The 13,352-nt window shown below is 34.8% G+C and carries 9 protein-coding genes; 7 read left to right on the forward strand and 2 right to left on the reverse strand.

What is annotated here, in order from left to right; translation table 11 throughout:
- Window positions 1-91: 91 nt before the first annotated feature.
- A complete protein-coding gene (locus tag BLT57_RS08635; protein WP_091424927.1) occupies window positions 92-1,180 on the reverse strand; it encodes a heparan-alpha-glucosaminide N-acetyltransferase domain-containing protein in 1,089 nt (362 codons plus the stop codon).
- An 88-nt stretch (window positions 1,181-1,268) separates the two neighbouring features.
- Between BLT57_RS08635 and BLT57_RS08640 the strand changes: the two genes are divergently transcribed.
- From BLT57_RS08640 to BLT57_RS08655, 4 genes are all read left to right on the forward strand, one after another.
- Window positions 1,269-2,645, forward strand: a complete 1,377-nt coding sequence (locus tag BLT57_RS08640; protein ID WP_091424929.1) for a sodium:alanine symporter family protein — start codon at window positions 1,269-1,271, stop codon at window positions 2,643-2,645.
- Window positions 2,646-2,695: 50 nt separating this feature from the next.
- Window positions 2,696-4,603: an acetate--CoA ligase gene (gene acs / locus BLT57_RS08645; RefSeq protein ID WP_091424930.1), complete on the forward strand. Its 1,908-nt coding sequence runs from the start codon at window positions 2,696-2,698 to the stop codon at window positions 4,601-4,603.
- Window positions 4,604-4,966: 363 nt separating this feature from the next.
- Entirely contained in the window at window positions 4,967-6,748 is a 1,782-nt protein-coding gene (locus BLT57_RS08650) for a hypothetical protein (protein ID WP_157717153.1), read from the forward strand.
- A gap of 18 nt (window positions 6,749-6,766) precedes the next feature.
- Window positions 6,767-9,133 carry a hypothetical protein gene (locus BLT57_RS08655; RefSeq protein ID WP_157717154.1) on the forward strand — a complete coding sequence of 789 codons (2,367 nt, stop codon included), beginning with the start codon at window positions 6,767-6,769 and terminating at the stop codon, window positions 9,131-9,133.
- Between the two features lie 27 nt (window positions 9,134-9,160).
- Here the strand turns inward: BLT57_RS08655 and BLT57_RS08660 are convergent, their stop codons facing one another.
- Window positions 9,161-10,372, reverse strand: coding sequence for a multidrug effflux MFS transporter (locus BLT57_RS08660; protein ID WP_091424935.1), 1,212 nt, complete (start codon window positions 10,370-10,372; stop codon window positions 9,161-9,163).
- A gap of 120 nt (window positions 10,373-10,492) precedes the next feature.
- Between BLT57_RS08660 and BLT57_RS08665 the strand changes: the two genes are divergently transcribed.
- The 3 genes from BLT57_RS08665 to BLT57_RS08675 all read left to right on the forward strand — a co-directional run bounded on the left by BLT57_RS08665 (window position 10,493) and on the right by BLT57_RS08675 (window position 13,279).
- Window positions 10,493-12,262 (forward strand): ABC transporter ATP-binding protein, encoded by a 1,770-nt coding sequence (locus tag BLT57_RS08665; protein WP_091424937.1) that lies wholly within the window; start codon window positions 10,493-10,495, stop codon window positions 12,260-12,262.
- Window positions 12,263-12,302: 40 nt separating this feature from the next.
- On the forward strand, window positions 12,303-12,749 hold the full coding sequence (locus BLT57_RS08670) for a DinB family protein (protein WP_091424939.1): 447 nt from the start codon (window positions 12,303-12,305) through the stop codon (window positions 12,747-12,749).
- Between the two features lie 245 nt (window positions 12,750-12,994).
- Window positions 12,995-13,279 carry a GNAT family N-acetyltransferase gene (locus BLT57_RS08675; RefSeq protein WP_157717155.1) on the forward strand — a complete coding sequence of 95 codons (285 nt, stop codon included), beginning with the start codon at window positions 12,995-12,997 and terminating at the stop codon, window positions 13,277-13,279.
- Window positions 13,280-13,352: the final 73 nt, after the last annotated feature.

Raw genomic sequence — 13,352 nt, forward strand, 5'->3', positions numbered from 1 at the left:
GGACTGGACTAAATGTATTCCCCGCTCACCTACAATTTTATACTTTTTTAAGCGCTGTTTCAAAGGTCAATTTAAAGCTTTTGCGTTTTTTTTAACCTTTTAAAGCTCTAATTACTTTACGAACACCTTGATAAATAAATGCATTGGTCTTTACATAATGAAATGAAATTATACAGACTACAACCATAAATATAATAGCACCTATGATAACTTCTGTTGGATTAAGTGATTCTGAAAAGAAATGTTTTAACCCAATACCTGTAAAGCTTCCAAAGATAATAATGAAATGTATCACATAAATTGATAATGTCTTTTGTCCGATTTTAGCTATCAGTGACCCTTTTAAAAAGGGTTCAGCCAAATAGAATACACCAAATAGAACAAGTACATTTCCGAAGCGTGTAAATAGATAATTATAATAAGCTGAGGCCTTAAATAACTCAATGTCTGTCCAATAATACAATTTCATTAAAAGGTGTGAAGAGTACTCCACAAGTAGGCCTCCAAAAATAAAAAAGGATACCACTGTTATCAATCTAAATCTGATTCTGTGCGCATGAGAAAAGAATACCGTGGCCAGATAGCCCCCAAAAGCCGTAAACCCAAACCATGGTAGAATAGTAAAAATGGAGCCGTTACTTTTGCTCATATAGTTTGCAAATACAACAGGAATATGACTTAAATCTACTGATCTATATAATGGCTCGGTTAAGAAACTTAGACATCCAATTGAAAATAAAAAAAAAGACAGGAATCTAATATGTTGTTTGAATAGCACATAGCATCCAATAAGTATAATTAATGACAAACCAATACACTGTAAAACATCTACAACCAAGATATAACCATTAAACTCACCTCTAAACCAGCCAAAAAGATCGATGCGAAGTGCATAGCCAATCCCTAATAATAGTAAGCCACGATATAAGCCCTTTTTTATTCTGGGATAGTCTTCGCCTTTCGACTTCGCACGCAATAGTAAATATAAAAACACCAATCCTGATATAGTGAAGAATGTAGGTGCAGTTATCCCTCGAAAATAAGACCATATTTGATAAATCATGTTTGATTCATCTCTATAAATGGGGTCTAATAGGGTGTCAATGAAGTGACCTTGAAGCATCATTAAAATTGCGAAGGCCCTTACTGCATCAATAAAAAAGAGTCGGTTAGTGTACAAAAGTCTTTCTTTTCTGGAGATAAATATACTTTTAATTTTTATGCTTCTCCAAGTTTAATATCTTAGGAGAGTAAATCATAAATAATTTATGAAAAAACTTGAATTGTTTTCTGAGCAGTTTTCTTCTTTTGCGTGGGGAATCCCTTTGTTGATATTGCTTATTGGAGGTGGACTCTATTTATTATTTATTTCTCGATTTTTACCTTTTAGATTTTTCGGACACGCCATTAAAGTGCTACAAGGAAAATATGATGATCCCAATGATCCGGGTGAAATAAGCCATTTTAAAGCCTTGACTACGGCTTTGTCTTCTACAATTGGTATGGGTAATATTGCAGGTGTCGCTTTAGCCATATCTATGGGTGGTCCAGGAGCTATGTTCTGGATGTGGATGAGTGCAATAGTTGGTATGAGTACGAAGTTTTTTACATCAACTTTGGCAATCATGTATCGAGGGAAAGATTCTAACGGTGAATTGCAAGGTGGTCCCATGTACTTTATAAGAGAAGGACTAGGAAAGAATTGGAAATTTTTGGCGATTATGTTTTCCGTCTTTGGAATGCTAGGAGCGCTTCCCGTTGTGAATGTGAATCAATTAAAACAAGCTATTAATGATATCATTCTAATACCGAATGGAGTAGAAGTAACTTTAACAACAAATCTAATTATTGCGACCGTTTTAGTTGTGGTTACCACAATCGTTATTCTTGGAGGTTTAAAACGGATAAGTAATATCGCGTCAAAAATGGTGCCTGCAATGGTGATCCTATATTTTATTCTCGTTTTAATTATTCTTGGGATTAATTATGGAGAAGTCCCTAAGTATTTATTGCTCATTGTTAGCGATGCCTTTGATGCTAATTATATAAATGAAGATGCCGTTTTTGGTGGTGTTCTCGGTGCGCTTGTTTTATTAGGAGTAAAACGTGGTGCTTTTTCCAATGAAGCTGGTATAGGTACAGCTCCAATGGCACATGGGGCAGCAAAAACAGATGAACCTGTTCGAGAAGGCCTCGTAGCGATGCTTGGCCCAGTGATTGATACTTTAATCGTATGTACCTTAACAGCGTTGGCCATTTTAGTTACAGGTGTTTGGGAAACCACTTCAGATAATGGTGTAAGTTTAACAGCTTCGGCTTTTCAGAAAGCCATGCCCGGATACGGACAATACTTACTCATGATTTGCGTATTTATATTTAGTATATCCTCACTGTTCTCTTATGCTTACTATGGAAAAAAATGCATGGCTTTTCTTGTGGGCGCAAAAAACAAACACTACTATAATTATATCTATGTTTTGAGTATTGTGCTTGCGGCAACGACCGAGTTTGAGGTTATGATCAATTTTATTGATGGCATATTTGCATTTATGGCAATTCCTACCATGCTATCAACTATTATAATGGCTCCAAGAGTTGTAAAAGAAATTAAAGCATATAGAAATCGTTTAAAATTGTCAGAATAGCTAAATTATTTTTTTAATAATTATTAAATTGAGACATTAATCACTTACTTATGAGTAATTATCATATCAAACATTTAGAAGAGTATTATCAGGTCTATCGCAAATCGGTAAGAAATCCGGAAGTATTTTGGGAAGAAATCGCCGAAGAACATTTTATGTGGCGAAAAAAATGGGACAATGTCCTAAGTTGGGATTTTAAAAAACCTGAAATTAAATGGTTTGAAGGCGCTCAATTGAACATCACGGAAAACTGTATTGACAGGCATTTAGCCACTAGAGGAAATAAAACAGCTATCATTTTTGAACCTAATAACCCTGATGAAGCTGCGCAACAGATCACTTATAACCAATTACACGAAAAGGTCTGTCGTTTTTCAAATGTTTTAAAAAGGAAGGGCATTGGTAAAGGTGATCGCGTTTGTATTTATTTACCAATGATTCCAGAATTGGCAGTTTCCGTATTAGCTTGCGCCAGAATAGGAGCCATTCATTCTGTTGTATTTGCAGGATTTTCATCTGCAGCACTCGCTACAAGAATAAATGATTCAGACTGTAAAATGGTGATCACGAGTGACGGTTCCTATAGAGGTGCTAAAACTATTGATTTAAAAGGAATTGTTGACGAGGCTCTTGAAGATTGTCAATGTGTAGAGTCAGTATTGGTTGCCAAACGTATTCATACAGATATTCAAATGAAGGAAGGTCGTGACTTTTGGTTACAACCTATGTTGGATAGAGCGGATATAAATTGTCCTGCCGAAACCATGAATTCAGAAGACCCTTTATTTATATTATATACCTCTGGCTCTACTGGTAAACCTAAAGGAATGGTGCATAGCACAGCGGGTTATATGGTGTATACCGCTTATACCTTTAAAAATGTGTTTCAATATCGTGATGAAGATGTGTATTGGTGTACAGCAGATATAGGATGGATCACAGGGCATAGTTATATTGTTTATGGTCCATTGTGCAATGGAGCAACAACTGTTATGTTTGAAGGTGTGCCTAGTTATCCAGATTTTGGACGTTTTTGGAATATCGTAGAAAAACATAAAGTCAACCAATTTTATACCGCACCTACCGCAATTAGAGCTTTGGCTAAAGAAGGTATAGAACATTTGGAAAAACATGATTTATCATCTCTGAAAGTACTTGGAACCGTTGGGGAACCAATTAACGAGGAAGCTTGGCATTGGTATTATGATAATGTAGGAAAAAAGAAAGCACCAATAGTTGATACTTGGTGGCAAACAGAGACAGGAGGTATTATGATAACACCTATCGCCTTTACAACGCCAACAAAACCAACATATGCGACATTACCGTTCATAGGAATTCAGCCAGCATTAATGGATGAAAACGGACAAGAAATAAGTGGCAACCAAGTTGACGGCCGATTATGTATCAAATTCCCATGGCCAAGCATGGCAAGAACCATTTGGGGAAATCATCAGCGATATAAGGATACGTATTTTTCTGCTTTCGAAAACATGTATTTCACGGGTGACGGAGCACTACGTGATGAGGTTGGTTACTACAGAATTACTGGACGAGTAGATGATGTCATTATTGTTTCTGGACATAATTTGGGTACAGCGCCAATTGAAGATGCCATTAACGAACATCCAGCAGTTGCCGAAAGTGCTATCGTTGGCTTCCCTCATGATATCAAAGGAAATGCATTGTATGGTTATGTGACACTTAAAGAAACAGGTGAAAATAGGAATCAGGATAATTTGAGAAAGGAAATAAATCAAATTATTACTGAGCAGATAGGTCCAATTGCCAAATTGGATAAAATTCAATTTACCCATGGTTTACCGAAAACACGTAGTGGTAAAATTATGAGACGAATCTTACGTAAGATTGCTGGAAAGGAGACAAGTAATCTGGGTGACACAAGTACCCTTTTAAATCCAGAAGTCGTCAAAAACATCATAAATAATGCACTTTAATGATTGAATAGAAGATGATAACATACAAAATACATGCGTTTAGACAGGGTATGAATTTTGTATTAAAAAAACCTATAAAATCTAATTTATTTTATGGGTTCTCAAGGTCGTTAATAACCTGCTAATAACTTTATCACCCATTAGTAGTGATGTTATTTTTTTTTATAACTTTATACAGCTTATCATACGATAGGCATTCTCCCTTATTATTAGTTAATCTTGTTGACACAAGCGTTTTGTATTTAGTTGAGCGAAATACGAAATAGTTAGAAGTGTTGGTATCAAAGTTATACCCTGTTTTTGGTATACCCTAGATTTTGATACTACACTTAAGTTGTTAGATATTAACTAAACCAATTTCATATGAAATCCTTACTTTGTTTTTTTACCTGCCTAATATTAACTATGGCCAGTTTTGCTCAAAAAAATGAATCTAAACAACAATATAAGTTACTAGATAATATTGTAGTTAAAGATTCCGTGTATAGTGTATACGCTAAGTCTGAAAGTTCAATATTTACCCTCAAAATTTGTAATGTAGATTCTTGTGCACTTACTCAAGAGTATGTGAAAACAACATCTCATGAGATCTTAGCGAACAGCGTATTATTGCGAATTAAATCTAAACTCGATCCAAGCGTCATTCCATCAGAGATTGCAGCGACCGATAAGAAGGCCTTAGGGAAACAACTCATGGATAAATTACAAGCTGCAGATTTAGCAGCGTTGAAAGCCAGCAAAAACGAGTTGGAGAATACCTTGTATGCTATTGATAATGAAAAGGATCAATATTCGGCGAAGCTTATTTTAAACGATTCAATTCCTTATGAGATACATTTTGGCAAGACTTCTCAAGCTAAACTAGACAAGGCAATTGAAACTTTAAATGCACGAACTGAAGAAGAAAAAAAGACCGAAATTAAGCATGATTCCATGCTCGAACTAACCTCATATCAAGAACAAAAAACCGAGATTTCAAATGAGAATAAAAGGTTCCAAAATGGTCAACCAAAGGATATTCTCAAAATAATAGATGCTAAAATTCAGTTTTTTAATAATAAGGCCTCATCCATTTATATCAAGGCTATTTTAAATCGAGACGGTAAAGAAGAAAAACTTATTTTCTTAAATAACCAGTTTAGTGTACCAATGCGATTTTTTAACAATTATTCAAGCACAGTGACTGCTGAGACTGAAGACAATGATGTGATTAGAATTGAATATAATGATGTCTTTGATTATGAGTCGGCTCAATTTTTTAATTATTCTATTGCTAATCAACAAGTGACGTTATCTAATGAAAAAGACAGTGACTATACAAATTCAGAAAAAGTTATTCAGCGTCGCTTCTTTGATTTCTTTACTGCTATTGTGTATTCGGATGTGATGGCCTTTAATAGTGAAAATCCAAATTCTCTATTAAATGCACAGGCAAAATTATTAATGCCTTTAAACTTAAGAAATATTAGAAAATGGTCTTTTGGCCGACAGTTTATAACTACTGCTAATATTGCTTTAGACAATAGTTTTCAAGATGAATCTCGATTTATCAATATTAAAGACGATGAAAGTTTTAGCAATTTTGATTTGTTAACGAAAAACAATCTTTATGCCAAAATATCCTTAGACCTCATAACACATGAAGCTAAAGGTTGGTTTACGCATATCTCATTAGGGTATAATGCCGCTTTTTATAGAACAGGATTACGCTATACTGAAACGCAACCGGATGTTACAGATATTGTAACAGAACGTCAATTACTTTCTCTAGGACATGGCCCTTATTTAAACTTTGAAATCCGCCCACAAACAAATTTTGGTGCCGATGTATCGTTTAGTATTGAGGATTTAAATTATTCAGATACTGCTATGCTCGGTGGAAGGTCATTTGATAATGATTTGATACAGTTAACAGGAAAAGATCATTTTGTCATGCCTTTTAATCTGATTAATGTCGAAGCCAATTTCTATTGGTTAACTAATCCGGAAAAATCTAAAGGCGGAATTTATGCCAAAATAGGAAGTTATTTTCATACCGAATCTAATAGTGTCTTTCCGCAAATCATGGTTGGATATGCTACCAATTTAACCTCTTTTGTCAATCGTTTTAAACCAAAAACAGAAACCGCTTCAACCACTAATTAATCTTTAGAATTATATATTATGTTTCATAAAATTTCAAAATTTATAGCGTCCCTTTCAGAATGGATGAAGCTTTTGCTTAATGAAATGAGTAATCACCTTATGTCTATTATTTTCGTGATTGTTTTGTATTTATTACTTTGGATTGTGCCACAAATAAATGATTTAATCATAGTCATTAATCAAGCAGATGACGACTGGATTGCTGTATTTGCCTTTTTTGCGTCATTGAGTGTATTAGCCTTTCTAATTAGTACGGTTAACTCCTATTTTGACCCTCCAATTATTGAACAAAAACAAACAGAACAACAGAGTGAAAAGGAGCAAGATTCAAAAACAAAAACCGCTAAAATATTCTATTTACCAAAAGATAAAAAAGAGCTCTATATTGAATCTAAAAAACAAGATCTTTTAGAAAGTAGTGAGACGTATCAAGAATCACAATCAGATTACATGAAACGAATATTTCCTAAAGCATTAGGAACAATTTTAATCTTAATAGCGGCATATGCTGTAAACAACACCTATTGGGATGTTTATCAACAGGATATTCCATTTTCAGGAGGTAATTTAGGGTTTACGCTGAGTATTATCATACTTCTCATGGGTTTGTATCAGCCTTTAATACAATCCATTACTAAATTTTTGAGTCGTTATAAATGGACGAGATACATACCAATAGTTGTTGCTGCGTTAGCATTGTTTGGAATATTGATATTAGGGCTTTTTAATCAAGGTGGATCGCAAGCTGATGCTCAGAGATTATTTATATCATTGGTATTATTAGCAGTCTTTTTTCTTGTGGTATCGGTATCTTATAATCCTCGGGTATTAAAGCTTAAGAAATACATTGGTGCACCTGTAATAATTCTATTTGTTATAGGGATATTTTCCGCTTATATCGTTTTAGCATTTAACCCACAAGCCCTTAAGATTATTACACCGTTATCTATTGTTATGATATGTATTATTGGGATTTATACCCTCTGTAATTTGATTAAATTAGTTGGTTATAAAAATCAAATCCCTTTATTAACAATCGTGGTAATTGTTGCTATGGCATTAGCCATAAATACCGCAAGTAAGGCAGATTTTAATCACTATGATGCGAGTACTGTAAAAACAACAATACAACCTTCAGAACGACTGCCTCTAGATACCTATATTGATCAGTGGATTGTCGATAGGAAAGTAGATATTCAAAATTCCCCGAAGAATCAAAAGTTTCCTATTGTTTTGGTGTCCTCAGAAGGTGGAGGATCGAGAGCAGGCTTATGGACATTTCTTGTACAAAGTTATTTGTACGAGCGTAATCCCGACTATTTTGAAAAATATTTGTTTTCTATGACAGGGGCTTCTGGTGGAGGAGTAGGAAATAACATGTTCTACACGCAGGCTTTTAATTTGCAAAATGGCACTAGTAATGTTCGATTAAAGTTCACTGAGCCTCAAAAGAATTTATTGAAGTATCGCGCAAGCACAATTTATAATAAAGACTATTTATCCACCTCTGTAGCCAGTTTGATGGGGCGAGATTTATTTAAAAGCATAACCAATTTATTTACCTTCCCAGACAGAGGCGCTTTGTTAGAAGATGAATGGGAAGAGAGTTTCAAATACACGTTCGATTATCCAGGAGGAAGTCCCATAGGAGAGGCCTATTTGCAAATGATGCCAAAATTAGGAGCCTATGATTATATCAGACCTATAGTAATAACAAATACCACCCATTTGCAGTCTGGAGAATATGCTGTCATTTCTCCGGTTAGCGTTGCCAAAGATAGTTTAAATATGGATGTGTTTCTGGATTTATTAGCCGCATATCCAAGTGACTCAATAATGATTAAACGGTCTACAGCAATGTCTATGAATGCACGTTTCCCTTATCTAAGTCCAGCTGTAAGAATCAAAGATGTTGGTCAATTTGGTGATGCTGGATATTATGATAATGTTGGAGGAACCGTTACACGTAGATTAAGTGATGCGCTTCTTAATGCATTAGAAAAAGACTCTACATTAACTGGAAAATACGAGATCAAACACTTACTCATTACAAATTACGTCCCACCTTCTAAATTGACTTATTCTAGTCAGTTAACTGCTCCAGCATCAATAATTGGAAATGCCACTTTTGCGCATCCTAAAGAAATGGAAAAGAGTTTAACTAATGTAATTAATATTCAGTCAAAACGCACTGAAATTGATCAAGACAGTGTGGCTTTTGCATTTATTGAAAAGTTCCAAGACACTAATGAGATCAAACCGTTTATTCCATTAGGCCGCTACCTATCCCAATCTGCAGTGCATTCTCTTGAAGCACGACTGGAAGAAGTAGAAGTTATACAGCAACTTCAGGATTTAATTCCGGCAAAAAACGACAATGAATAAAATAAATATGATGCAATAGTAGATGCGCTACGCTTTATTAAGAATAAGGCGTCGGCGTCTCTTTAGAATAAGAAATACGATTAATGATAAAATTCCGAAGAGCGAAAATCCTATAAATAAAGGTAAGACCGAGGTTTTAACAAAACTACCAATATAATTAGCAATAGGCACTGCCATAACGGTTGACACAAATCCATTAATAGCGGCACCAATTCCAGCAATATGTCCTAGAGGCTCCATAGCTAATGAACGCAGATTTCCGAAAAGAAAACCCACAGAAAAGAATTGAATGAGAAAAAATGAGATGAGAACACCAATGCTAGGATTCTGACCTGTGTGATATATTAAAACATAAAGAACAGAAATCGCTGCATAACCAATCGTTGCGGCATATGCAATATTAAAGGATCCAAAACGAATAACTAATCTGCTATTGGTAAATGTCGCGAAACCAACTGAAAAGGCTGTACTCGCGAAAATATAAGGGAATAGTTCCCCGAGCTGGTATTGCTCTTGAAAAATTTGTTGTGATGTACTTAAGTACACCATGAACGACCCAGTAATGAATCCAGAAACTAAGGTAAATCCTATCGCATCTTTATGTTTTAAAAATTCTCGAGTCCCAGTGATAAAAATAGAAGGTGAAAATTTAATACGGTTTTTAAGTTCTAAAGTTTCTGGTTGCCGCTTCCAAAACCATAATACAATTAATAAACCAATTATCAGATTGGCATTAAAAATGGCTTTCCAATTAAAAATATCAAGTAGTAATTGCCCAAATGTAGGCGCAATGATTGGTACTAGTATAAAGAACATCACTATGACCGATAAGATTTTAGCCATAAAGTCACCACTATAAGTATCTCGTGTCATAGCAATGGCAATGGTTCGCGGTGAGGAGAGTCCGATACCTTGGAGTATCCTACCAAAAATCATCATTTCTAAACTATTGGCGGTAACACATATTATACTTGCGATTACAAATACTGTAAATCCAAAATAGACCATAGGTTTTCGTCCGAAACTATCTGAAAGAGGACCAAATATCAATTGCCCAAACCCTAGTCCAAGAAAAATCATTGTAATCAATAATTGATTATCGCTAGGGTCGGAAACGTTTAACGCATTACCAATTTCCGGAAGAGCAGGTAATAAAGCATCAATTGATAGTGCAACAATCGACATTAATGATGCCATAAGTGCAATAAATTCAATCTTAAAAGCAGGTTTATTTTGCATGGTGCAAAAGTACGAGAAAACATAGAGTATCAATCGTTGATACCTTAATTAACAAAAGATTGACTTTTGAAAAAATAAGGTATGAATTACAAGTTTATCTTTGCAGTATAAAATTGGACTATGCAGCATTATAAAACATCAGATAAAAAAAATAAGACGAAGTCAAAAGTCACCTTAAAACAAGCCTTTAAGACTATTATTTGGCCGCGAAGACAATTAGTCTTTATCGGCTTACTGCTTATTGTTATTAGAAGTTTGTCCGGTCTGGTGTTACCGTGGCAAAGTAAAGTATTACTTGATGATGTTGTGCCCAATGGAAACGCTAGCGATTTGTGGTTGCTTATTACCATTGTTATCGCTGCCATTACGGTGCAAGCTGTAACATCATTTTTACTTACAAAAATATTAAGTGTGCAGGCTCAATATTTAATTAGTGAGTTACGAGCTCAAGTGCAAAAGAAAGTCTTGTCTTTACCGATTAGTTTTTTTGACAACACGAAATCTGGCGCCTTAGTATCTCGAATCATGAGTGATGTAGAAGGTGTGCGTAATCTTATTGGTACAGGATTAGTGCAATTGGTGGGCGGTAGCTTTACGGCTATTGTTTCGTTGGTAATTTTAATAAAACTCAATGCATGGATGACACTTTTTGTGTTTGTGCCTCTATCTATCTTCGGTTTTATAGCCTTAAAAGCATTCAAATATATTCGTCCTATTTTTAGAACCAGAGGAAAAATTAATGCTGAGGTCACTGGTCGCTTGACCGAAACCCTTGCAGGTGTTCGTGTGATAAAAGCATTTAACGCTGAAGACCAAGAAAATAAAATCTTTGAAAAAGGTGTAAATAGATTATTTCAAAACGTAAAGAAAAGTTTAACAGCAACTGCCTTAATGACAAGTTCATCTACATTCTTAATTGGTATTGCTACGACTGGGATTATGGGTATTGGCGGCTATTATATGATTCAAAGCCAAATGACGACAGGAGAGTTTTTGTTTTTCACTCTGATTCTTGGGTTTATGATTGCCCCAATTGTACAGATGAGTAATATAGGAAGTCAATTGACAGAGGCCTTAGCTGGTTTAGATAGAACCGAAGAATTGATGAATATGGCTTCTGAAGAAGAGGATACAAATCGAACTATAGAACTAAACGATTTTAAAGGAGAAATAGAATTCAAGGATGTCTCTTTTGCTTATGAAGAAGGAAAACCGGTACTGCATGATATTAATTTTAAAGCCGAATCTGGTTCTGTGATCGCCTTAGTTGGAAGTTCGGGTTCTGGGAAATCTACCATTGCAGGATTATCAGCCACGTTTTTAAATCCGAAAGCTGGGCAAATCACAATTGATGGTGAAGATTTATCTAAAGTAAAGTTAAAGAGTTTCAGAAAGCACTTAGGAGTGGTTTTGCAAGATGAGTTTTTATTTGAAGGAACCATTCGTGAGAATATAATGTTTCCTAGGCCTAAAGCTAGAGAAGCAGAATTACAGGCAGCCGTAAAAGCCGCTTATGTTAATGAATTTACAGACCGTTTTGAAGATGGTTTAGAAACCTTAATAGGTGAGCGAGGTGTGAAATTATCTGGAGGGCAACGACAGCGTTTAGCCATCGCTAGGGCTATTTTGGCAGATCCTAAAATTATTATTTTAGACGAAGCGACGTCTAATTTAGATACTGAAAGTGAAGCACTCATTCAAAAGAGTTTAGGAGAACTCACAAAAAACAGAACCACGATTGTTATTGCTCACCGTTTAAGTACAATTCGCAAAGCAGATCAAATTTTGGTCATAGAAAAGGGGAAAATAGCCGAACGTGGAAATCATGATGAACTTATAGCGTCTGAAGGACGGTATTTTGACTTGTATACTTATCAAGCTAAAATTTAATATATTTTAAATATTTTAGAAGGGATTTAAAAGTAAGTCTATGATTATTGAGACATTAGTTAAATTGTTTAAAAGAGATTTAAACAAATTAAAGGAAGAAATAAACAGTTATCACAAGGAAGAAAACCTTTGGAAGGTAAGCGAGGGGATTTCAAATTCTGCAGGAAACTTATGCTTACACCTCAACGGAAATCTTAATCATTTTATAGGAGAGACTATAGGTAAGTCAGGATATGTGAGACAAAGAGACTTAGAGTTTTCTTTGAAAGACGTCCCTCGAACAGAATTATTGAAACAGATTGATGAAACCATAGGTGTCGTAGAACGTACATTAAAGACATTAACAGAAAACGATATACATAAAGAATATAAGCGGCATGTTTTTGAAGACACAATGACCATTCAATACTTTTTAGTTCACTTGGCGATGCATTTGGCCTATCATCTCGGACAAATAAATTATCACCGACGCTCACTAGATAAATAGCTAATGACGTTTGGCGATTATAACATAAACCTTCTACAACCTCACGAAAGTGAAACCTTTTTCAATTTAATGGATACCAATCGAGCACATCTTGAAGATTTTTTTGCTCGAACAGTGTCAAAGACAATAATGTTAAAGGATACGATTGTTTATTGAATTCATATTCAGCAACGAATTAAAGTCAAAAGCTATTTGCCTTATATGATTACTGATACAACAACACAGTGATTTGTAGGTCTGGTGATGTGAAAAATATCGATTGGAATGTCCCAAAAGCTGAGCTAGGCTCTTTTATTGAATCTAAATATGAAGATTACGGACTTACGACACAAGCCACAAGTTTAGTTGTAGATCACATCATATCAACCTATAATTTTATAAAATTACTATGTTGTGCAAATAGCAGAAATAAAGGAAGTATTGCAGTGATTTTGAAAAACGGATTTCAACTAAAAGGAACTATCAGAAAAGATTACCGAACAACTCAGGAAGAAATCGTAGATTTAAACTATTATGGTCGTGTCTTTTAATAGTTAGTGTTAAACCCTTACTAAATATGTTGTACACTTACATGCGTTGTATAACTTTATATCATAAAACTGA

It is taken from the genome of Formosa sp. Hel1_31_208 (genome assembly GCF_900104785.1).
Taxonomy (GTDB): Bacteria; Bacteroidota; Bacteroidia; order Flavobacteriales; family Flavobacteriaceae; genus Psychroserpens.

What these genes read in the sequence shown, in the direction of transcription:
- BLT57_RS08640 (WP_091424929.1), top strand. Translation starts at nt 1,269, where the DNA reads ATGAAAAAACTTGAATTGTTTTCTGAGCAGTTTTCTTCTTTTGCGTGG.
- acs (WP_091424930.1), top strand. Translation starts at nt 2,696, where the DNA reads ATGAGTAATTATCATATCAAACATTTAGAAGAGTATTATCAGGTCTAT.
- BLT57_RS08650 (WP_157717153.1), top strand. Translation starts at nt 4,967, where the DNA reads ATGAAATCCTTACTTTGTTTTTTTACCTGCCTAATATTAACTATGGCC.
- BLT57_RS08655 (WP_157717154.1), top strand. Translation starts at nt 6,767, where the DNA reads ATGTTTCATAAAATTTCAAAATTTATAGCGTCCCTTTCAGAATGGATG.
- BLT57_RS08660 (WP_091424935.1), bottom strand. Translation starts at nt 10,372, where the DNA reads ATGCAAAATAAACCTGCTTTTAAGATTGAATTTATTGCACTTATGGCA.
- BLT57_RS08665 (WP_091424937.1), top strand. Translation starts at nt 10,493, where the DNA reads ATGCAGCATTATAAAACATCAGATAAAAAAAATAAGACGAAGTCAAAA.
- BLT57_RS08670 (WP_091424939.1), top strand. Translation starts at nt 12,303, where the DNA reads ATGATTATTGAGACATTAGTTAAATTGTTTAAAAGAGATTTAAACAAA.